Annotated in this window: 18 protein-coding genes and 1 tRNA gene; 10 read left to right on the top strand and 9 right to left on the bottom strand. The window is 67.8% G+C overall.

Going from position 1 to position 21,370, the window contains the following annotated elements; translation table 11 throughout:
• Nucleotides 1–6: 6 nt before the first annotated feature.
• Nucleotides 7–438 (bottom strand): hypothetical protein, encoded by a 432-nt coding sequence (locus AC3WOH_RS09635; protein ID WP_492229137.1) that lies wholly within the window; start codon nt 436–438, stop codon nt 7–9.
• A gap of 146 nt (nt 439–584) precedes the next feature.
• On the opposite strand from AC3WOH_RS09635, the gene AC3WOH_RS09630 reads away from it, so the two are divergent.
• Nucleotides 585–1,046 carry an SRPBCC domain-containing protein gene (locus AC3WOH_RS09630; RefSeq protein ID WP_492229136.1) on the top strand — a complete coding sequence of 154 codons (462 nt, stop codon included), beginning with the start codon at nt 585–587 and terminating at the stop codon, nt 1,044–1,046.
• 13 nt (nt 1,047–1,059) lie between these two features.
• Here AC3WOH_RS09630 and AC3WOH_RS09625 read toward each other — a convergent pair whose 3' ends face one another.
• The 5 genes from AC3WOH_RS09625 to AC3WOH_RS09605 all read right to left on the bottom strand — a co-directional run bounded on the left by AC3WOH_RS09625 (nt 1,060) and on the right by AC3WOH_RS09605 (nt 7,264).
• Nucleotides 1,060–1,641, bottom strand: coding sequence for a hypothetical protein (locus tag AC3WOH_RS09625; RefSeq protein ID WP_492229135.1), 582 nt, complete (start codon nt 1,639–1,641; stop codon nt 1,060–1,062).
• Between the two features lie 67 nt (nt 1,642–1,708).
• Nucleotides 1,709–3,109: an L-serine ammonia-lyase gene (locus tag AC3WOH_RS09620; protein WP_492229134.1), complete on the bottom strand. Its 1,401-nt coding sequence runs from the start codon at nt 3,107–3,109 to the stop codon at nt 1,709–1,711.
• A 375-nt stretch (nt 3,110–3,484) separates the two neighbouring features.
• Entirely contained in the window at nt 3,485–4,468 is a 984-nt protein-coding gene (locus tag AC3WOH_RS09615) for an ABC transporter substrate-binding protein (protein WP_184861452.1), read from the bottom strand.
• Nucleotides 4,469–4,503: 35 nt separating this feature from the next.
• A complete protein-coding gene (locus tag AC3WOH_RS09610; RefSeq protein ID WP_492229133.1) occupies nt 4,504–6,150 on the bottom strand; it encodes an ABC transporter permease in 1,647 nt (548 codons plus the stop codon).
• A 25-nt stretch (nt 6,151–6,175) separates the two neighbouring features.
• Nucleotides 6,176–7,264: an ABC transporter ATP-binding protein gene (locus tag AC3WOH_RS09605; RefSeq protein ID WP_492229132.1), complete on the bottom strand. Its 1,089-nt coding sequence runs from the start codon at nt 7,262–7,264 to the stop codon at nt 6,176–6,178.
• A gap of 244 nt (nt 7,265–7,508) precedes the next feature.
• Between AC3WOH_RS09605 and AC3WOH_RS09600 the strand changes: the two genes are divergently transcribed.
• Together AC3WOH_RS09600 and serB are read left to right on the top strand one after the other, a co-directional pair.
• Nucleotides 7,509–8,405: a LysR substrate-binding domain-containing protein gene (locus AC3WOH_RS09600; protein ID WP_492229131.1), complete on the top strand. Its 897-nt coding sequence runs from the start codon at nt 7,509–7,511 to the stop codon at nt 8,403–8,405.
• Nucleotides 8,406–8,446: 41 nt separating this feature from the next.
• Nucleotides 8,447–9,151, top strand: coding sequence for a phosphoserine phosphatase SerB (gene serB, locus AC3WOH_RS09595; protein ID WP_492229130.1), 705 nt, complete (start codon nt 8,447–8,449; stop codon nt 9,149–9,151).
• 48 nt (nt 9,152–9,199) lie between these two features.
• On the opposite strand, the gene AC3WOH_RS09590 is transcribed toward serB, so the two are convergent.
• Both AC3WOH_RS09590 and AC3WOH_RS09585 read right to left on the bottom strand, forming a co-directional pair.
• A complete protein-coding gene (locus tag AC3WOH_RS09590) occupies nt 9,200–9,673 on the bottom strand; it encodes a RidA family protein (RefSeq protein WP_492229129.1) in 474 nt (157 codons plus the stop codon).
• 34 nt (nt 9,674–9,707) lie between these two features.
• Nucleotides 9,708–10,865 (bottom strand): MFS transporter, encoded by a 1,158-nt coding sequence (locus AC3WOH_RS09585; RefSeq protein ID WP_492229128.1) that lies wholly within the window; start codon nt 10,863–10,865, stop codon nt 9,708–9,710.
• A gap of 162 nt (nt 10,866–11,027) precedes the next feature.
• On the opposite strand from AC3WOH_RS09585, the gene AC3WOH_RS09580 reads away from it, so the two are divergent.
• The gene (locus tag AC3WOH_RS09580; protein WP_492229127.1) at nt 11,028–11,972 is read left to right on the top strand and encodes a LysR substrate-binding domain-containing protein; all 945 of its coding nucleotides are present in this window, start codon (nt 11,028–11,030) and stop codon (nt 11,970–11,972) included.
• Nucleotides 11,973–11,979: 7 nt separating this feature from the next.
• On the opposite strand, the gene hpnC is transcribed toward AC3WOH_RS09580, so the two are convergent.
• The gene (gene hpnC, locus AC3WOH_RS09575; RefSeq protein ID WP_492229126.1) at nt 11,980–12,891 is read right to left on the bottom strand and encodes a squalene synthase HpnC; all 912 of its coding nucleotides are present in this window, start codon (nt 12,889–12,891) and stop codon (nt 11,980–11,982) included.
• Between the two features lie 162 nt (nt 12,892–13,053).
• On the opposite strand from hpnC, the gene AC3WOH_RS09570 reads away from it, so the two are divergent.
• The 6 genes from AC3WOH_RS09570 to clpX all read left to right on the top strand — a co-directional run bounded on the left by AC3WOH_RS09570 (nt 13,054) and on the right by clpX (nt 21,309).
• Nucleotides 13,054–14,262, top strand: a complete 1,209-nt coding sequence (locus AC3WOH_RS09570; protein ID WP_492229125.1) for an efflux RND transporter periplasmic adaptor subunit — start codon at nt 13,054–13,056, stop codon at nt 14,260–14,262.
• 9 nt (nt 14,263–14,271) lie between these two features.
• Nucleotides 14,272–17,457: an efflux RND transporter permease subunit gene (locus AC3WOH_RS09565; RefSeq protein ID WP_492229124.1), complete on the top strand. Its 3,186-nt coding sequence runs from the start codon at nt 14,272–14,274 to the stop codon at nt 17,455–17,457.
• A 180-nt stretch (nt 17,458–17,637) separates the two neighbouring features.
• Nucleotides 17,638–17,724, top strand: a tRNA-Leu gene (locus tag AC3WOH_RS09560).
• Nucleotides 17,725–17,796: 72 nt separating this feature from the next.
• Nucleotides 17,797–19,110 (top strand): trigger factor, encoded by a 1,314-nt coding sequence (tig, locus tag AC3WOH_RS09555; RefSeq protein WP_492229123.1) that lies wholly within the window; start codon nt 17,797–17,799, stop codon nt 19,108–19,110.
• Between the two features lie 119 nt (nt 19,111–19,229).
• Nucleotides 19,230–19,838: an ATP-dependent Clp endopeptidase proteolytic subunit ClpP gene (gene clpP / locus AC3WOH_RS09550; RefSeq protein ID WP_492229122.1), complete on the top strand. Its 609-nt coding sequence runs from the start codon at nt 19,230–19,232 to the stop codon at nt 19,836–19,838.
• A gap of 205 nt (nt 19,839–20,043) precedes the next feature.
• Nucleotides 20,044–21,309 (top strand): ATP-dependent Clp protease ATP-binding subunit ClpX, encoded by a 1,266-nt coding sequence (gene clpX / locus AC3WOH_RS09545; RefSeq protein ID WP_492229121.1) that lies wholly within the window; start codon nt 20,044–20,046, stop codon nt 21,307–21,309.
• The last annotated feature ends 61 nt before the right edge of the window (nt 21,310–21,370 follow it).

Here is a 21,370-nt window from a genome sequence, read left to right as displayed (position 1 = left end):
GCCTGGCTATTTCTCTTTCGCCCCCTCCTTGAGCGCCACCTGCACCGTGTGCAGCATGTCCTCCAGCGGCTGGGGCTCTTCGCCTTCATACGACACCACCGCGCCGAAGTCCTGCGCCAGTGCGCAGCTGACCATCATCACGCAGGCCAGGTCCTTCATGCGTCCACCCCAGGTCATGGTGATGCAGTAGTCGCGTCCATCGGCCATGGCGGCGAAGCCGTCGTCGTCGCCCACCACGTCCTGCGCCGGGCTGTAGTGGATCTCGAAGCCCGGTCCTTCCACGCCATGGAGCGTGAAGGGCAGAAACCCCGAGTCGTCGAAGCGGGTGAAGTCCGGGTGCAGCGTGAGGTCGAAGCCGAGCCGGTCCAGCGAAGCCTGCAGCGCCGCGCGGTCGGGAACGGAGCTGCGTGGGAGAAAGGCGAACTGGCTGTTGGACATGGGGTTTCCTGGACAGTGGGGGGCGGTGTTCGACCGGGGTGGCGGCCCGTGGGAGTCTAGCTTCCCTGCCTTGGGCCGTACCCATGCCAGAAGCATGGGGTGGTGGCCGCTTGCCGCCGACAGGGTACCCCGCTACCCTTGGACCCATGGGTTCCACCCGTATCTCCCTGAAAATCCCCGCCCCGCGCCCGCGCGTCTATGCCGCATTGGTCGATGCCGACGCCATTGCGCAATGGAAAGTGCCCGACGGCATGGCCATGGTGGTGCATGCCTTCGATGCGCGCGAGGGCGGGCGCTTTCGGATCTCGCTCATCTACCAAGAGCCCGGCCTGGCCGGCAAGACCTCGGCACACACCGACACCTACCACGGTCATTTCCAGGAACTGGCCGTGAACGAGCGGGTGGTCGAAGTGATGGAATTCGAGACCGCCAACCCCGCCATGCAGGGCCGCATGACCTCCACGGTGGAGCTCTCGGACGAGCCGGGTGGCGGTACCCGGCTGGTCGCGCTGCACGAGGGCCTGCCGCCTGGAGTGGCGCCCGAAGACAACGAGGCAGGCTGGCGCATGTCGTTGGCCAAGCTGGCCGGGCTGGTCGCGGCGGGTTGATGGGGCAGGCTGTCTAGGCGGGCACGCGCGTGTAACAGGCCCTGCGCTGCAGCATCTCGTCGGTCTGGCGTGTGGCGATTTCCAGGTCGTAGGAGGTGTGCGGCGGTGGCGACGGTGGTGGGGGGAAGATGGCCAGCACGACAGCGTAGAACGCTGGGCACATGAAATCTCCCTTGAGCGCCCAGCGGCCATAGGGTTTGCTGTCGGCCGAATCCTGCGTCCAGTGCCCCCAGAAGACGGCAAAGGAACCGGTGGAGGCCGTACGCCGTACCACGAGTGAGGTGGCCGTCTCCGGCGGGAGGAGCCGCACCGTGCCGCTGCCTGTGCAGTCGCCGCTGGCATAGCTCACTGCACCATAGGACTGGGTAAACAGCGTGGCGTCCTGGCGCACCACGCGCAAAAGGCCGCGTTCACTCAGGCGGCTGCCGATCACCGTGCAGCCCTGGGACTGCCAGTCGCCCACTAGCAGGGCCACGTCCTGCGGGGGCGGGGCGTCACTGCTGCCACCGCAGCCGGCCAGTGCGGCGGCGAGGGCGAGCAGCGAGAGTCGGGTGAGGGGGGCAGTCGGTGAAATGGCAGACAACAGTGTGGTCATGGCAAAAAACCCGATTCTGTGGGCCTGTCCGGTCCATGAGAACCCTACCGGAGTAGGGGCGGTCTCCTCAGCACTCGACGACGTTCACCGCCAGCCCGCCGCGCGAGGTTTCCTTGTACTTGATCTTCATGTCGGCACCGGTCTGCATCATGGTCTTGATCACCTTGTCGAGCGAGACCACGTGCTGGCCATCGCCGCGCAGCGCCATGCGGGCGGCGTTGATGGCCTTGATGGCGCCCATGGCGTTGCGCTCGATGCAGGGGATCTGCACCAGGCCGCCCACGGGGTCGCAGGTCATCCCGAGGTTGTGCTCCATGCCGATCTCGGCGGCGTTCTCCACCTGCTCGGGCGTGCCGCCCATCACGGCGGCCAGGGCACCGGCGGCCATGGAGCAGGCCACGCCGACCTCGCCCTGGCAGCCCACCTCGGCGCCCGAGAGCGAGGCGTTTTCCTTGTAGATGATGCCGATGGCGCCCGCGGTGAGCAGGAAGGTGGCGATGCCGTCCTCGTTCGCGCCGGGCAGGAAGTTCACGTAGTAGTGCAGCACGGCGGGGATCACGCCGGCCGCGCCGTTGGTGGGGGCGGTCACCACGCGGCCGCCAGCGGCGTTCTCCTCGTTCACGGCCATGGCGTAGAGGTTCACCCAGTCCAGCATGGACAACGGGTCGCGCAGCGCGGCCTCGGGCTGGGCCTTGAGGTTCTTGTGCAGCTCGGCCGCGCGGCGCCGCACGTGCATGGGGCCGGGCAGGGTGCCGGTGGCCGCGCAGCCACGCTGCACGGCGCCCGCCATGGTCTGCCAGATGGCCAGGAGCCGGCGGCGCAGCTCGGCCGCGCTGTGCCAGTGCTGCTCGTTGGCGGCCATGAGGGCGGCGACCGACAGGCCGGTGGCCTGGCACTGGGCCAGCAGTTCGGCGCCGGTGTGAAAGGGGTGGGGCAGGCCCTGGCCGTGGCCTGCGGTGTCGGCTGCGGCGCCGGCGCTGGCGTTGAGCACGCGCTCGCCCGCCGCATCGGTCACGAAGCCGCCACCCACCGAGTAGTACTCGCGCTCGGCGAGCTTCGCGCCGTGGGCGTCCAGCGCATGGAAGGCCATGCCGTTGGGGTGCAGCGGCAGGCTCTTGCGGCGGAACAGCAGGTGTTCTTTTTCCACGAAGGGCACGCTGTGCACCCCCAGCAGGGCCAGGCTGCGGCTGGTGCGGATGCCCGCCATGGTGGGCGCGATCTGGTCGGGGTCGATGCGATCGGGCTCGTGCCCGGCCAGGCCCAGCAGCACGGCGGTGTCGGTGCCGTGGCCCACACCGGTGGCCGAGAGTGAGCCGAACAGCTCCACCACCACGCCGTGCACGGCCGCCAGGCCCACCGTGGCCTGCAGGTGGCAGGCGAACTGGCGCGCCGCGATCATGGGGCCCACGGTGTGCGAGCTGGAGGGGCCGATGCCGATCTTGAAGAGGTCGAAAACGCTGACGGACATGGATGCTGTGCCTTCAATGGGATGCCGGTGGGTTCGGTCAACAGCGAAGGCCGCATGCCGACGGCCTGCGCAAGGCAGCGATGGCGCGGGTGGCGCCATCGCTGGCTGGGCGATCATGGTCTAGGCAGCATGCGTCTTCGCACTGCCTGCATTCTTGGTGCGGGCGTGATGCCAAGGCTAACCCCGCGGCCGGGTCCCGGTACGGGCGTTATCCCTGAGAGCCCTCGCCAGACCGCCGGTCTGGCGCCTTCAAGACTTTGATTGCTATTGATTGGATAGCAATCAGGCTTTATGAGGCGGTCACCTTCGCCATGGGGTCACGAGTCGCTGGCCGGGCTTGCCGCCCATGAATGTTTCTTACATTCGCACGCGCCTTCAGCGCGCCTTGGTGACCGCGAGGTTCCACAGCGCCACGAGCTGTTCGTATTCCTGCGAGGCCTTGTCCTGGTCCAGCGGGAAGATCTTGATCGCCTTGAGGTCGGGCAGCGCGGTGAGCTTGGAGACCGCGATGTCCGTGCGCGTGGGGCGGCGGAAGTTCTTCACCAGCAGGGCTTCCTGCACCTCCTTGCTCAGGAGGCCGTTGTACAGCGTCTTGGCGGCTTCCATGTTCTTGGCGCCCTTGACGATGAACATGCCCTCGGGCGCCAGGTAGCTGCCTTCGGCGGGATAGACCAGCTTGATCTCCTTCTGCCCGCCGGCCACGTACTCCTGTGCGGCGTACTCGATGGTCAGGCCCACGGGGTACTCGCCCGCGGCCACGCCCTTGTAGGTGGTGCCCGAGGACGAGGTGACCACGGCGTTGGCCGCGATCTTCTCCAGCCCGTCCTTGCCGAACTGCTTGAGCAGGCCGTACACCAGCATGTAGGCGGTGGCGCTCTTGCTCGGGTCGGTGATGGCGAACTTGCCCTTCCACTCGGGCTTCATCAGGTCCGACCAGGTCTTGGGCGCGGCCAGGCCCTTGAGCTGGCGTTCGTTGACCATGAGCACCATCACGTGCAGGTTGGTGCCCACCCACAGGTTGCCGGGGCCGCGGAATTCGGCCGGAATGGCGGCCAGGTCGGGCGACTTGTAGGGCTCCAGCAGGTCCTTGTAGGCGCCCATGGTGCCGAAGCCGCCGCTCCACAGCACATCGCCGCGCGGGTTCTTGGCCTCGGCCTGGATGCGCTTCATGAGCGAGCCTGTGCCGCCGGTGACCTGCTGCACATTGAGCGAGCCGGCCTTTTGCTTGACCACGTTGAGCGCGGTCTCGATGGTCTCGGTGTTGTTGGAGGAGTACAGCACCACGGTCTGCGCCTGGGCCAGGCTGGCGGCCAGGCCGATGGCGGCCAGCGTGCATTGCAACAGGGTCTTGATCTTCATGGGAGGCCTCTCGGTGGTGAAAAGATGGATGGGGCTTACTTGCTGGAAAACAGGTTGATGCGAAAGACCTTGATGGCGACCACGATGGGCAGCAGGATCACGCTGACCAGCGCCGCCCCATAGGCCGAGGCCAGTCCCAGCCGCCCGCCATCGACCTGGCGGAAGATGGCGATGGGCATGGTCTCCAGGCCGCCGGTGTAGACCACCACCGAGGCCGAGAGCTCGGAGATGGTGGTCACCCACATCAGGATGGCGGCCGAGATCAGCGAGGCCTTCATGGCCGGCAGGATGACCTTGAAGAAGGTCATGAAGGGCGACACCCCGAGGCTGATGGAGGCCTCCTCGATCGAGTCCGGAATGTTGAACAGCGTGGACGATGCATTGCGCACCGCAAAGGGCAGTCGGCGCACCGTGTAGGCCAGCACCATGATGCCCGAGCTGCCCGCCAGGATGAGCCAGCCGGTGTTGAAGGTCTGCACCAGCGCGATGCCGAGCACCGTGCCCGAGATGGTGAGCGGCAGCACCACGATGTAGTCGAGCGCCTGGGTGAAGGTGTTGCGCTTCTTGATGGTGAGGTAGCTCACCAGCAGCGCGAAGGACACCCCTGCCAGCGTGGCGATGGACGAGAACTTGATGGAGTTGATGATGGGCTCGGGTGCGCCCTGCAGCGCGCGCTGCAGGCTGCCCAGCGACCAGCTGCCCCAGCGCATCACCGGGCCGCTGGTCTCGGTGAAGGCGCCCACGAACACGATCACCAGCGGCAGCATGGAGGCCAGGATGACCAGGCCCACGGTGACGGTGAACAGCAGCGCCGCGCCCGAGCGCACGCGCACCGGCGCCGGTGCGCGGCCCTGGGTCATGGTGTACATCTTGCGCTCCACCACGCGCTTCTGGAAGAACAGCACGATGGCCACGATGGCGATGGACACCACCGACATGGCGCTCTGCAGTGCGGGGCTGCCGCCCATCTCGCTCACGAAGGTGTTGTAGGTCATCACCGACAGCAGCGGCACGCGGCTGCCCAGCAGCATGGACAGCGCGAAGTTGCCCACCACCAGGGTGAACACCACCAGTGCGTTGACCAGCACGGCGGGCAGCATCACCGGCACCAGCACGCGCATCTTGGTCACGAAGGGCGAGGTGCCCAGGCTCAGGCCCGCTTCTTCGAGCGCGCCGTCGAAGCCGCGCAGCGCCGCCAGCACGCCCAGGTAGATGTAGGTGTAGTACACCAGCGTCATCGAGAAGACCATGCCCGTCCAGCCGTAGAACGAGGGCAGCTCGATCCCCAGGTCGGCGAAGAAATTGGTGAGCAGGCCGTTGTTGCCCAGGATCAAGAGCCACGACTGGCCGACGATGATCTCGGGGATCACGATGGTCATGATGGGCAGCACGGCCACCAGGTTCTTGAGCGGGAACTCGTAGCGCGCCACCATGTAGGCGAAGGGCACGCCCACCAGCACGGTGCAGGCGGTGACGGAAAAGCCCAGCACCAGCGTGTTCCTGAAGGCCAGCAGGTACTGGCTGTCGCGGGCCAGCGTGGCGAAGGCGGCCAGTGAATAGCCGCCGCCGTCGTCCACCACACTGTTGCCGAACAGCACCGCCAGCGGGTACAGCACGAAGAAGCAGAGCAGGACCAGGCTGACCAGCGTCAGCACGCCCCAGGGCCACCAGTTGATTTTCATGGCTTGCTTTCGGGGGATGCGGCGCTCACGCGCCCACCACGCGGCTGTCGGCGGGCACCAGCACCTGCACGGCATCGCCGGCCTGGAAGTCGGCCACGGTGTTGCCGGCATGCAGCTCGACGCGGATCTCGGGGCCGCCCTGCAGCGCAATGCGGTAGGCCGTCTTGAAGCCCAGGTACTGGCGGCGCAGCACCTGGCCGTGCAGGGCATTGGGCACATGCGGGGCCGGGGCCATGAGCGACAGGTCCTCGGGCCGGGCGATGAGCACGCTGTCGCCGGCAAGCTGCGGACTGCCCTGCACGCCGTCGAGCTCCTGGCCCGCCAGCTGGTAGCGCACGTGGGCGGGCGCGCCGGCGGCGCTGCTGCCCTCGTCCATGCGCCGGGCCGCGACGGGGATCACGTTGGCCGAGCCGATGAAGTCGGCCACATAGGCATTCACGGGCGTGCCGTAGAGCTCCTCAGGCGTGCCCAGTTGCGCGATGGAGCCGCGGTCCATGATGGCGATGCGGTCGGACATGGCCAGGGCTTCCTCCTGGTCGTGGGTCACGAAGACGGTGGTGATGCCGGCCTCGCGCACCAGGTCCAGGATCACATCGCGCATCTGCAGGCGCATTTTGGCGTCCAGGTTGGACAGGGGCTCGTCCATCAGCAGCACGCGCGGGCGTATCACCAGGGCGCGGGCCAGGGCCACTCGCTGGCGCTGGCCGCCGCTCATCTGCGCGGGGTAGCGCTCGGCCAGGGCCGACAGGCCCACCTTCTCCAGCGCCTCGCCCACGCGCCGCGCGATCTCGGGCTTGGTCACCTTGCGCGCGCGCAGGCCGTAGGCCACGTTGTCGAAGGCCGACTTGTCGGGGAACAGCGCGTAGTCCTGGAACACCATGCCGATGTCGCGGTGGTGGGTGGAGACGCGGGTCACGTCGTCCTTGTCGAACAGCAGGCGCCCACCATCGGGTTCGTAGAAGCCGGCAATGCAGCGCAGCAGCGTGGTCTTGCCGCAGCCGCTGGGGCCCAGCAGGGTGTAGAAGGCGCCGTCGGGGATGTGCAGGGAGAGGTTTTGCAGCACGGTCTGGCCGCTGAACTGCTTGACGATGCCGTCGATGGTGATGGATGCCATGGCGTGTGGGGGAGGGGCGGTGACCGCTGGTGGGCCATGATAGGCAGCGGGGTGCCACAGCCACCAGCGGTTTTTTATGGGGCATGCGGTTAGTTTTTCTAATGGGGACCTCCCCTAAGATGCAAGAGATTGTTTTGTCTTCCTGCGTTGAAAGCCGCCCCGCTGCCCATGCCCCGCCTTGTCGTTTGCCAGATGGTTTTGCGCATGCGCCGCACAGCGCCCGGGCAGGGCTGAGGGCGGCCGCATGGCGACGCGCGTGCTCCCGCCGCTCAAGGCCCTGCGTGCCTTCGAGGCGGCTGCGCGCCATGCCAACTTCACCGCGGCGGCCGAGGAGCTGAGCATCACCCACAGCGCGGTGAGCCAGCAGATACGCATCCTCGAGGACTACCTGGGCCAGCCGCTGTTCACGCGCGAGGCGCGCGGCGTGGTGCTGCTGCCCCATGCGCGCGAGTACTTCACCGAGGTGCAGGCCAGCCTGGACCGCATTGCCGCGGCCACCAGCGCCGTCAAGTCGCCGGGGGCACGGCGCACGCTGCGCGTGTGCACCTCGCCCTCGCTGGCCATGAAGTGGCTGATACCGCGGCTCGGCGGCTTCCAGGCCCTGGTGCCGGGGGTGGATGTGCAGCTGTCCACCATGGGGCGCCAGTTCATCGAGCGCGCCGACGCCAGCAACGACGTGGTGATACAGCGCATGCCCATGCAGCGGCCCGAGCACACCTGCGTGCGCGTGCTCGACGACTACCTGCTGCCCGTGGCTTCGCCGCGCTTCATCCAGAACAACCGCCTGCACACCGTGGCCGATTGTCTGGGCCACCCGCTGCTGCAGGTCAGCGGCGGCATGGACGCGTGGCCGCAGTGGTTCGGCCTGGCCGGGCTGCAGGTGCCGGCGCAGCTGCCGGGCCCGGTGTTCGATCACCAGTTCCTGTGCATGCAGGCGGCCATGAACGACCTGGGCATTGCCCTGGTGCCCTGGTGCCTGCTGCAGGAGGATGTGCACGCCGACCGGCTGCGCCCGCTGTTCGCGCGCCCGCGCCTGCAAGGCCCGGGCGTGTATGCGCAGTACCGCACGGACAGCCCGCTGGCCGCCCTGGCGCGCCAGTTCATCGACTGGCTGGGCCTGCAAGGGCATGCAGGTGCGTGACCCCTTGGCCGTTTTCCCCGCATTTCTGGAGACCTGAGCCCATGCTTGACTTTGCCCCCGGCCTGCAAGTGCGCAGCATGGCGCTGCCGCAGCGCCTGTCCGACTACCGCCTGATCGCGTTCGACATGGACTCCACGCTGATCGCCATCGAAACCGTGGACGAGCTGGCCGATCTGGCCGGCTGCCGCGCGGCCGTGGAGGCCATCACCGAGGCCGCGATGCGTGGCGAGATCAGCGACTACAAGGAGAGCCTGCGCCAGCGCGTGGCCCTGCTCGCGGGCCTGCCTGAGGCGGCGCTCGATGAGGTGTACGAGCGCCGGCTGCGCCTGAACCCGGGTGTGCAGGCGCTCATCGGTGCCTGCAAGGCGGCGCGGCTGCGTTGCATCCTGGTGACGGGCGGCTTCACCTGCTTCACCGACCGGCTGCAGACGCGCCTGGGCCTGGACGAGGTGCGCGCCAATGTGCTGGAGGTGGTGCAGGGCCGCGTCACGGGCCGCCTGCTGCCCCAGCCCTGGGGCGACATCGTCGATGGTGAGGAGAAGAAACGCAAGCTGCTCGCGGTGTGCGCCGAGATGGGCATTGCGCCCGCGCAGGCCATTGCCATGGGCGATGGCGCCAACGACCTGCCCATGATGGGCGCAGCCGGCCTGGCCGTGGCCTACCGGGCCAAGCCCGTGGTGCGCGCGCAGGCCCATGTGGCGATCAACGAAGGTGGGCTCGACCGCCTGCTCGAAGTGCTGGGCTGAAGCCCGGCCGGGCGCCGGGGCGGGCCCGCAGGCCCTTGGAGCAGGCGCTTACAGCGCCGTGCCTGCGCCGGCCCTGTGGGCCACCACCAGCGCCACTTCCACCAAAGGCGTGGCCACGGCGCCCGTGGCACCGGGCAGGGGCCGCGCCGGCGCATGGGCATGCACGGCCGGTGGTATCACCTGGGGACGGGACAGGCCGCCGGCCATCCAGCCGCTCAGCATGCGCCGGGCGTCCGCCATGTGCATGGGCTCGCGCACGAACAGCTCGCACGAGAGCACCCGGTGCCGGTGGCTGCCGGCCTCGCGCAGCAGGCGGTCGGCGGCGGCCAGCACCTGGGCCAGGGTGTGTTCCAGGTCCTGGGCGGGCGGCGGGATGGCGGCCGTGCCCAGGCCGGCGATGCGCAGGCACAGCGAGTTGGCCGCATGCCGCACGCCCACACGCAAGCGCACCGCCACACGCGGTGCGGCGGCCCTGGCCGGTGCGGCGGCGGGCGGGGCGGTGGTGCTGCCATCGGTGGCCATGGGGGTGTGACTCCGGTCCTGCCGCGGGGTTCCGTCAATGCACGGCGCCCAGGCGCCGGGCACTGGCGGCCACACCCGCCAGCAGCGCCACCAACACCAGCATGGCGGCCACCAGGCTGGTGCCATGGGCGACGAAGCCGATCAGCGCAGGCCCCATGAGCACCCCGGCATAGCCCATGGTGGCGATGGCCGGCACCGCCAGGCTTTCGGGTATGGCGCGCTGCCGGCCTGCCAGGGAGAACAGCACGGGCACGATGTTCGAGCAGCCCAGGCCCACCAGGGCGTAGCCGGGCAGGGCCAGCGGCCAATGGGGCGCCAGCGTGGCCAGCGCCAGGCCGGCGGCCGCCAGTGCTGCCCCTGCGAGCACGGCGCGCCGTGGGCCGACGCGCTGCACCCAGTGGTCGCCCGCAAGGCGCCCCCCGGTCATGGCCGTGGCAAAGACGGCATAGCCCAGGCCGGCGCGCTCGGCGGGCAGGCCCTGCACGTGCGAGAGGAACACGGCGCTCCAGTCCAGCATGGCGCCCTCGGTCAGAAAGAGGATGAAACACAGCGTGCCGATGAACAGCACCACACCCGTGGGACGCGCGAAGGCCGGGCCCCTGGGTGCGCTGCCTTGTGCGCTGCCCTGTGCGCTGCCCCGGGTCAGAAAATGCGGCCCCGCGGCCGCCAGCAGCACCAGCACCAGGGCCGCCACGGCGCTGGTGGCCTGCCACAGCGATGCACCGAGCAGGCCCAGCAGTGCGGTCATGCCGCCGGCCCCCGCGACACCGCCCAGGCTGAACAGGCCATGGAAGCCCGACATCATGGGCCGGCCGCAGGCCCGCTCCACCAGAACGGCCTGGATGTTGCCCGCACAGCCCAGCCCGCCGATGCCGGCGCCGAACAGGAACAGCGCCACCCCCAGCCAAGGCGCGCTGGGCACCAGGGCCAGCAGCGGCAGGGCCAGGCTGGCCAGCAGGGCGGCTGCCACCAGCACGGGCCGGCAGCCCCAGCGTGCGCTGAAGGCGCCGGCCAGCGGCATGGAGACGATGGAGCCGGCGCCCATGCACAGCAGCAGCAGGCCCAGCGTGGCCTCGCTGATGGACAGGCGGGTCCGGGTGAACGGCACCAGCGGCGCCCATGCGGCCATGGCCAGGCCGCTGATGAAGAAGGCCACGCGCGTGGCATGCGCCGCCGCCTGGCCGGTGACCACGGTGGGAGGCGCAGATGGGGGCGGGCATTCTCGAAAGGGGCGCGGCCCCGCCAGGTCGCCGGCCCGGCACACAATGAGCAAATCTAACCAGTTGTGACCTTGCATGGTGCCGATGCTACGCATTGGCGGTGCCGGCGACTATCGATAATAATTTGCACACCCATGAAATCAGCTCATGCCAAGTCGGGATCCGCCGGCGTGCCGCGCCGTCTGCCGCCGCTGAACATGCTGCGCGCCTTCGAGGCGGCGGGCCGCCTGCTCAGCGTGACGCAGGCCGCGCGCGAACTCAGCGTGACGCAAAGCGCGGTCAGCCACCAGATCAAGGCGCTGGAGGAGTGGCTGGGGGTGGCCCTGGTGCAGCGCGAGGGGCGGGGCCTGGCGCTCACTCCACCGGGGGCGGCCTACCTGCCGGGGCTGAGCAGCGCACTGGACCTGATGGCCCAGGCCACCGCCGGCATCGAGCGGCCCACGCGGCGCAACACCCTGGCGGTGAATGCCACCTCCACCTTCGCCACACAGTGGCTGATTCCGCGCCTGGCGGCCTTTTGCGCGCAGATGCCCGGGCTGGACGTGCAGCTCGTCACGACAGTGGGTCATCTCGATTTCGAGCCGGCGGACTACGACGTCTCCATCCGCTGCTTTGCCGATGGCGAGCTGGCCCTGCTGCAGCAGCGCACGCCCTGGCGCGGCACCAGTGCCGGCATCTTTCTGCCCGATGTACTCACACCCGTGTGCAGCCCCGCGCTGCTGGCGGGCGGCAAGGCGGTGCACCAGCCCGGCGACCTGGCGCGCCACACGCTGCTGCACAGCCGCTCCACCCCGCTGGTGTGGCAGCAGTGGTTGCAGGAGGCAGGCATCCAGGGCATCGAGCCCGCCGGCGACCTGGTGTTCGACCATGCCCACCTGAGCGTGCAGGCCGCCATCCAGGGCCTGGGCGTGGCGCTGGGCAACCCGCGTTTCCTGAGCGAGGCGCTGGCCAGCGGCCTGCTGGCCATGCCCTTCCCGGGACTGCTCTCGGGCGACAAGCAGTACTACTGGATGTTGTCGCCGCGCGCCGCGCAGGATGCAGCTTCGGTGGCGTTCTGCAATTGGCTGGCTGTGGCCTGACCGGTGCTCACATCACCAGCGCCCGGCCCAGCATCACGCACCAGTCCCAGGGGTTGAGCCGGGGGCGCGTGTGCAGGCTGGCGCCCTTCAAGGCCAGCACCTTGTCCAGGATGCGCAGGCCGCCCTGCACCACCAGGCGCAGCTCCCAGCCGGCGCGGCCGGGCAGGCGGTGCACCAGCGGGGCGCCGCGCAGCATGCTGGCGCGGGCCCAGGCGGCCAGGTCGAGGATGAGGCGGGCATTCTGCGGGTTGCTGCGCAATTCCAGCAGCTCGGCCTGGCAGGCGCCATGGGCGGCGCAGTCTTCGCGCGGCAGGTAGTGGCGCCCGCGCGGAATGTCCACGCTCAGGTCCTGCCAGAAGTTGGCCAGTTGCAGGGCGGTGCAGATGTCGTCGCTCTGTGCCAGGGCCTGGTCGCCGTCCACACCGTACAGGTGCAGCAGCAGCCGGCCCACGGGGTTGGCCGAGCGGCGGCAGTAGTCCAACAGCTCGGTGCGGTCGGCGTAGCCGTCGGCATCACGCGTCTTCTCCACATCCTGGGCGAAGGCGCTCAGCAGGTCGGCCAGCAGGGGCACGGGCAGGCGGTGGCTCACGAGCACGGCCTGCAGCGGCATGAACACATCGGCCCAGCGCGGCGAGGGGGCGTGGCCCTGGGCAACGGCATGCAGGTCGGCGTCAAAGGCGGCCAGGTCGGCCAGGCGCTGGGCGGGCATGGCATCACCCTCGTCGGCGATGTCGTCGGCCGTGCGCGCGAAGGCGTAGATGGCTGTGATCACCGGACGCAGGTGCGGCGGACACAGCAGCGAGGCAACCGGGAAGTTCTCGTAGTGTGTGACCGGCGGCGCCAGCGCGGGCGTGCCCTGCGAGGCGGGGGCGGCCGGGGGCGCGGTGGCGGCGGACGGAGAGGGCGGGTTAGGGTTCACGGCCGTGATTGTCGCTTGACAAGGCGGGGGCGTTTCTCATAGATTACTAACCAGTCAGTCAGTAACTTGTTGGTGCCAGTGTTTACCCTGACGCAGCCTGGGGGCTGTGGGGCGGTGCGCTGGCTGTTTTCCGTGTCGGCTTTTTCATTCACCGGATTTTCCATGCGCACACCCTCCGCCTCGCGGCCCGTTCACCGGCCATCCAGGTTTTTGTTGCTGGCGGCCTCGGCCCTGGTGCTGGCTGCCTGCTCCCGGCCGGCCCCGCCCGAGGAGCCGGTGCGCGCCGTCAAGCTGATGACGGTGGGCGTGGGCGCCCTGCAGTCGCAGGTGGAGTATGCGGGCGAGGTGCGGGCCCGGGTCGAATCGCGCCTGGGCTTTCGGGTGGCCGGCAAGATCGTGCAGCGCCAGGCCGAGCTGGGCCAGCGTGTGAAGGCTGGCGAGGTGCTGGCCCAGCTGGACCCGCGCGACTACCAGTTGGCGGCCGATTCGGCCCGCGCGCAGCTGGCCTCGGCCACCACCCAGCGTGATCTGGCCGCAGCCGACTACAAGCGCTACCAGACACTCAAGGACCAGAACTTCATCAGCGGTGCCGAGCTGGAGCGCCGCGATGCCACCCTGAAGGCCGCGCAGGCCACGCTGGACCAGGCGCGCGCCCAACTGTCGTCGCAGGGCAACCAGGCCACCTACACGCGCCTGGTGGCCGATGTGTCGGGCGTGGTCACCGGCATCGAGGCCGAGCCGGGCCAGGTCGTTGCGGCCGGCACGCCCGTGGTGCGCATTGCGCAGGATGGGCCGCGCGACGTGGTGTTCGCGGTGCCCGAGGACAAGGTGGCCCAGATCGCCGTGGGTTCCGATGTGGCCGTGCGCGGATGGTCGGGCGGCGCCGAGCTGGCCGGCAAGGTGCGCGAGGTGGCGGCCAGCGCCGATGCGGCCACGCGCACCTTCCAGGTCAAGGTGGCCATCGAGGGCAGTGAAGTGCCCCCGCTGGGCGCCACGGTCTATGCCCGGCCCAAGGCCCTGAGCCATGCCGGCGTGTCCGCCATCAAGCTGCCCACCAGCGCGCTGCGCCAGGAGGGCCAGGCCACGGCGGTGTGGGTGTACGACGCGGCCAGCAGCACGGTGAAGTCCCAGGTGGTGCAGATCGCCACGGCCGACGGCAACGATGCCGTGGTGGCCGGCGGCCTGGCGCCCGGCATGCAGGTGGTGTCCACCGGCGTGCATGTGCTCTCGCCAGGGCAGAAGGTCACGGTGTACCAGCCCAAGACGGGAGGGGCCGCCGCGGCCAAGGCGCAGACGGCGCCGGGCAATGTCGCCCTGCCGGCGGCTCCCACCGATGCGCCCGCGGCCGCAGCCCCTGCGGCGGCGAAGTAAGGGGGCGCCATGAGCCAGATCCAACCGAAAGAGGGGTTCAACCTCTCCAAGTGGGCGCTCGACCACCCCGCGCTCACGCGCTACCTGATGGTGGTGCTGATGTTGCTGGGCTTTGCCGCCTATTTCCAGCTGGGGCAGGACGAAGACCCGCCCTTCACCTTCCGCGCCATGGTGGTGCGCACCTACTGGCCCGGCGCCACGGCGCAGCAGGTGGCCGAGCAGGTCACCGACAAGCTCGAACGCACCTTGCAGGAGGTGCCCTACGCCGACAAGATCCGCAGCTACTCCAAGCCCGGCGAATCGCAGATCATCTTCCAGATCAAGGACTCGTCCAAACCCGGCGAGGTGGCCAACGTCTGGTACACCGTGCGCAAGAAGATCGGCGACATGCGCTACACGCTGCCTGCCGGCATCCAGGGACCGTTCTTCAACGACGACTTTGGCGACGTGTACGGCGTTATCTATGCGCTCGAATCCGAAGGCTTCAGCTATGCCGAACTCAAGAGCTTTGCCGACGACGTGCGCCAGCAGCTGCTGCGCGTGCCCGACGTGGCCAAGGTGGAGCAGTTCGGCGTGCAGGACGAGAAGCTGTTCATCGAGATCTCGCAAAAGCGCCTGTCGCAGCTGGGCCTGGACATGAACCAGGTGCTGGCCCAGCTGGGCCAGCAGAACGCCGTGGAAGGTGCGGGCGCCGTGCAGACCCCGCTGGACCAGGTGCAGGTGCGCGTGGCCGGCCAGTTCAGCGCGGTCGAAGACCTTGCGGCCATGCCCATCCGCGGCCCCTCGGGCGCGCAGCTGCGCCTGGGCGATATCGCCGAGATCAAGCGCGGCTATGTGGACCCGGTCGCCGTGAAGGTGCGCCACCAGGGCAAGGAAGTGATCGCCCTGGGCGTTTCCATGACCAAGGGCGGCGACATCATCGCCCTGGGCAAGGCGCTGCATGCCGCCACTGACCGCATCGGCAGCTCGCTGCCCGCGGGCGTGAAGCTGGTCAACGTGCAGGACCAGCCCAAGGCCGTGGCCACCTCGGTCAATGAGTTCGTGAAGGTGCTGATCGAGGCCGTGGTCATCGTGCTGGCCGTGAGCTTCATCAGCCTGGGCTTTCACAAGCGACCGGGCAAGAACCCGCTGTGGAAGCGCTGGTACATCGACCCGCGCCCCGGCCTGGTGGTGGGCATCACCATCCCCATGGTGCTGGCCGTGACCTTCCTGGGCATGTGGTACTGGAACATCGGCCTGCACAAGATCTCGCTGGGTTCGCTGATCATCGCCCTGGGCCTGCTGGTGGACGACGCCATCATCGCGGTGGAGATGATGGTGCTCAAGCTCGAAGAGGGCTATGACAAGGTGCGCGCCGCCACCTTCGCCTACGAGCTCACGGCCATGCCCATGCTCACGGGCACGCTGATCACGGCGGTGGGCTTTCTGCCCATCGGCATCGCCAAGTCGACCACCGGTGAATACACCTTCGCGATCTTCGCGGTGACGGTGATCGCGCTGGTGCTCAGCTGGATCGTCTCGGTCTACTTCGTGCCCTACCTGGGCACCCTGCTGCTCAAGGTGCCGGCCCACGTGGCCCATGCCCAGGAGCACCATGGCGTGGAGGCGGGCGGGCACGAGGTGTTCGACAGCCCGTTCTACAACCTGTTCCGTCGCCTGGTGACCTGGTGCGTGCGCCACCGCTGGATCACCATTGCCTTGACCGTGGGCACGTTTGCCCTGGGCATCTTCGGCATGGGCAAGGTGCAGCAGCAGTTCTTCCCCGATTCGAGCCGCCCCGAGATCATCGTGGACGTGTGGTTCCCCGAAGGCACTTCCTTCGCGGGCAACGAAGAGGTCACCAAGCGCGTGGAGGCGCGCCTCCTGGCCGAGCCGGGCGTGACCACTGTGAGCACCTGGGTGGGTTCGGGCGTGCCGCGTTTCTACCTGCCGCTGGACCAGGTGTTCCCGCAGAGCAACGTGTCTCAGTTCATCGTGGTGCCGCAGGACCTGAAGCTGCGCGAGAGCCTGCGCATCAAGCTGCCGGCGCTACTGGCCCAGGAGTTCCCCGAGGTGCGCGGCCGCGTCAAGCTGCTGCCCAACGGGCCGCCTGTGCCCTACCCGGTGCAGTTCCGCGTGGTCGGGCCCGATCCGCTGGCGCTGCGCGCGCATGCCGACGAGGTCAAGGCCGCGCTGCGCGAGAACTCGCAGATGCGCGGTGTGAACGACAACTGGAACGAGTCCGTGAAGGTGCTGCGCCTGGAAGTGGACCAGGCCAAGGCGCGCGCCCTGGGCGTGACCAGCCAGTCCATCGCCCAGGCGAGCAAGACCATCCTGTCGGGCACCACCGTGGGCCAGTTCCGCGAGGGCGACAAGCTCATCGACATCCAGCTGCGCCAGCCGCTCGATGAGCGCAACGCCATCACCGACATCGCCAACGCCTACCTGCCCACGGCCTCGGGCAAGTCGATTCCGCTCACGCAGATCGCCAAGCCCGTCTTCACTTGGGAGCCGGGCGTGATGTGGCGCGAGAACCGCGACTACGCCATCACCGTGCAGGGTGACGTGAGCGAGGGCGTGCAGGGTGCCACCGTGACTGCGCAGCTGCTGCCGGGCCTGCAAGCCATCGAGAAGAAATGGCGCGATGCAGGGCAGGGCGCCTACCGCATCGAGGTGGCGGGTGCCGTGGAGGAAAGCTCCAAGGGCTCGGCCTCCATCGCGGCCGGCCTGCCCATCATGCTGTTCATCACCTTCACGTTGCTCATGCTGCAACTGCACAGCTTCAGCCGTGCGATGCTGGTCTTCCTGACTGGGCCGCTGGGCCTGGCCGGTGTGGCGGGCGCGCTGATTCTGCTCAACCGCCCCTTCGGCTTCGTGGCGCTGCTCGGCGTGATCGCGCTGATGGGCATGATCCAGCGCAACTCGGTGATCCTGATCGACCAGATCGAGCAGGACCGTGCCAAGGGCGTGCCTGCATGGGACGCCATCGTCGAGTCCGCCGTGCGCCGCCTGCGCCCCATCGTGCTCACAGCGGCCGCCGCTGTGCTGGCCATGATCCCGCTGTCGCGCAGCGTGTTCTGGGGCCCGATGGCCGTCGCCATCATGGGTGGGCTGATCGTGGCCACGGTGCTCACGCTGCTGGCCCTGCCGGCGATGTATGCGGCCTGGTTCCGCGTGAAGCGGCCGGAGGACGAGCGGCGCCTCGCCGCAACCTGATGCCGGGGCTTGGGCAATCCCCTGCCTGTGGCAGGGGTTATGCCTGGGGGCAGGGTAGATCCCAGCACGCCATGTGTATGCGGAAATTGGAGCACCCTGCTTTACAGGTTAAAATCAAAGGTTGACCGATTTCACACAGGCGGCGGGCATACCTGCCGCCTGTTTGTTTGTTGTTGAATCGCGCGGGTGGCGAAATTGGTAGACGCACCAGGTTTAGGTCCTGACGCCAGCAATGGTGTGGGGGTTCGAGTCCCCCCCCGCGCACCACCATGTGAAACCTTGCGGAACACTGCGCTGCAGCGAGCACGATCACATTCTTAGAGTCTTAGAGGAATAGCCATGTCCGTTACTGTTGAAACCCTTGAGAAGCTCGAGCGCAAGATCACGCTGAGCGTGCCCCTGACCGTGATCCAGACCGAAGTCGACACGCGTCTGAAGCGCCTGGCGCGCACCGTGAAGATGGACGGCTTCCGTCCCGGCAAGGTGCCCATGAACGTGGTCGCCCAGCGCTACGGTTACTCCGTGCAGTACGAAGTGCTCAACGACAAGGTCGGTGAAGCCTTTGCCGTGGCCGCCAACGAAGCCAAGCTGCGCGTGGCCGGCCAGCCCCGCATCACCGAGAAGGAAGGCGCTCCCGAAGGCCAGGTGACCTTCGATGCCATCTTCGAAGTGTTCCCCGAAGTGAAGATCGGTGACCTGTCGAGCGCCGAAGTCGAGAAGCTGTCGGCCGACGTGACCGATTCGGCCATCGACAAGACCGTGGACATCCTGCGCAAGCAGCGCCGCACCTTCGCCCAGCGCGCCCAGGGCGCCGCTGCCGAAGACGGTGACCGCGTGTCCGTGGACTTCGAAGGCAAGATCGACGGCGAACCCTTCGACGGCGGCAAGGCCGAAGACTTCCAGTTCCTGGTCGGCGAAGGCCAGATGCTCAAGGAATTCGAAGAAGCCGTGCGCGGCATGAAGACCGGCGAAAGCAAGACCTTCCCGCTGGCCTTCCCTGCCGACTACCATGGCAAGGACGTGGCCGGCAAGACGGCTGACTTCCTGGTCACGGTCAAGAAGATCGAAGCCGCCAACCTGCCCGAAGTGAACGACGCCCTGGCCAAGTCGCTGGGCATCGCCGACGGTTCGGTGGAAGGCCTGCGCGCCGACATCAAGAAGAACCTGGAGCGTGAAGTCAAGTTCCGCCTGCTGTCCCGCAACAAGCAGGCCGTGATGGACGCCCTGGTGGCCAAGGCCGAACTGGACCTGCCCAACGCCAGCGTGCAGGCCGAGATCGCCCGCCTGCTGGAAGGCGCCCGTGCCGACCTCAAGCAGCGCGGCCTGAAGGATGCCGACAAGGCCGAGATCCCTGAGGACGTGTTCCGTCCTCAGGCCGAGCGCCGCGTGCGCCTGGGTCTGGTGGTGGCCGAGCTGGTGCGCGCCAATGAACTGCAGGCCAAGCCCGAGCAGCTCAAGGCCCACATCGACGAGCTGGCCGCCAGCTACGAGAAGCCTGAAGACGTGGTGCGCTGGTATTTCGGCGACCGCCAACGCCTGGCCGAAGTGGAAGCCGTGGTCATCGAGAACAATGTGACCGACTTCGTGCTGGGCAAGGCCAAGGTGGTCGACAAGGCCGTCTCGTTCGACGAACTGATGGGCCAGCAGGGCTAAGATTTGTGCATGAACCATCCCTTGCGGAGGGTTCGGCATCGGTCTGACACAGGGGCTTGTGCTTTCGTGCGCAAGCCCCAATTCATTTCTGGGTACAGTACGCCCTGACTGGAGAAAAAATGAGTTCACTGGATACACAAGCCCTGGGCATGGTCCCCATGGTCATCGAGCAGTCCGGACGCGGTGAGCGCTCCTACGACATCTATTCGCGCCTGCTCAAGGAGCGCATCATCTTCCTGGTGGGCGAGGTCAACGACCAGACCGCCAACCTGGTGGTGGCGCAGTTGCTCTTCCTGGAGAGCGAGAACCCCGACAAGGACATCTCGTTCTACATCAACTCGCCCGGCGGTAGCGTGACGGCCGGCATGGCGATCTACGACACCATGCAGTTCATCAAGCCCGACGTGTCGACCATGTGCGTGGGCTTCGCGGCCTCCATGGGCGCCTTCCTGCTGGCGGCCGGCGCCAAGGGCAAGCGCTTCTCGCTGCCCAACTCCAAGATCATGATCCACCAGGTGCTGGGCGGCGCACGCGGCCAGGCGACGGACATCGAGATCCACGCCCGCGACATCCTGCGCACCAAGGACCAGATGAACCGCATCATGGCCGAGCGCACCGGCCAGCCCCTGGAAAAGGTCAAGAGCGACACCGAGCGCGACTACTTCATGACGGCCGACGAGGCCAAGGAGTACGGCCTGGTGGACCAGGTGATCGCCCAGCGCCCCTGACCGGGGCTGCGTGATCGCGCGGCGGCGCTCGTTTCCCTGACTTGCCTTGGCGCTGTGCCGGGGGTAAGTTATGAAAACTGTCCGAGGCCTGGAGTGGGTGCACGGCATTCACCCCTGGCTGGCGGGGCGGTTTCCCCGGGAAAGAGCGCCGCTTTTTATTTGGTTATCATCTGTCGACAACTTTCCGTAACAAGGCATTGCCCCCATGGCCGAGAAAAAAGGCTCCTCCAGCGAGAAAACCCTCTACTGCTCTTTCTGCGGCAAAAGCCAGCACGAAGTGAAGAAGCTGATCGCCGGACCGTCCGTCTTTATCTGCGACGAGTGCATTGACCTGTGCAACGAAATCATCCGTGACGAACTGCCTGCGGGCGAGCTCGCCAAGGACGCCAAGAGCGATCTGCCCACGCCGCTGGAGATCAAGTCCAACCTGGACAACTACGTCATCGGCCAGGACCTGGCCAAGCGCACGCTGGCCGTCGCGGTGTACAACCACTACAAGCGCCTGCGCCACAAGGACAAGGCGCACAAGGACGATGTCGAGCTCTCCAAGAGCAACATCCTCTTGATCGGGCCCACGGGCTCGGGCAAGACGCTCTTGGCCCAGACCCTGGCGCGCATGCTGGACGTGCCCTTCGTGATGGCCGACGCCACCACGCTGACCGAGGCCGGCTACGTGGGCGAGGACGTGGAGAACATCGTCCAGAAGCTCCTGCAAAGCTGCAACTACGAGGTCGAGCGTGCCCAGCGCGGCATTGTCTACATCGACGAGATCGACAAGATCTCGCGCAAGTCGGACAACCCCTCCATCACGCGCGACGTGTCGGGCGAGGGCGTGCAGCAGGCGCTGCTCAAGCTGATCGAAGGCACCATGGCCAGCGTGCCGCCCCAGGGCGGGCGCAAGCACCCGAACCAGGACTTTTTGCAGATCGACACGACCAACATTTTGTTCATCTGCGGCGGCGCGTTCGCGGGCCTGGAGAAGGTGATCGAGAACCGCACCGAGGCTTCGGGCATCGGCTTCGGTGCATCGGTCAAGAGCAAGAAGCAGCGCTCGCTGACCGAGGTGTTCACCGAGATCGAGCCCGAAGACCTGATCAAGTTCGGCATCATTCCCGAACTGGTGGGCCGCATGCCCGTGGTGACGGCGCTGGCCGAGCTCAGCGAAGACGCCCTGGTGCAGATCCTGACCGAGCCCAAGAACGCCTTGGTCAAGCAGTACAGCAAGCTGTTGGCCATGGAAGGTGTGGACTTGGAGATCCGCCCCGCGGCGCTCAAGGCCATCGCCCGCAAGGCGCTGGCGCGCAAGACCGGTGCGCGCGGACTGCGTTCCATCCTGGAGCAGTCGCTGATCGGCACGATGTTCGACCTGCCCAACCAGAGCAATGTCGAGAAGGTCGTGGTGGACGAGTCCACCATCGAAGAGAGCAAGCCGCCGCTTCTCGTCTATCGGGAAGCGGCCAAAAAGGCCTGAGGCCCCTGAGGTCTGAGATGTCCTGGCGGTGCGCACAACTGACTGCATGCACCGCTCCGGG

The organism is Acidovorax sp. FW305-C-20-28 (assembly GCF_058783375.1).
This window is presented reverse-complemented; position numbering and strand designations above follow the sequence as displayed.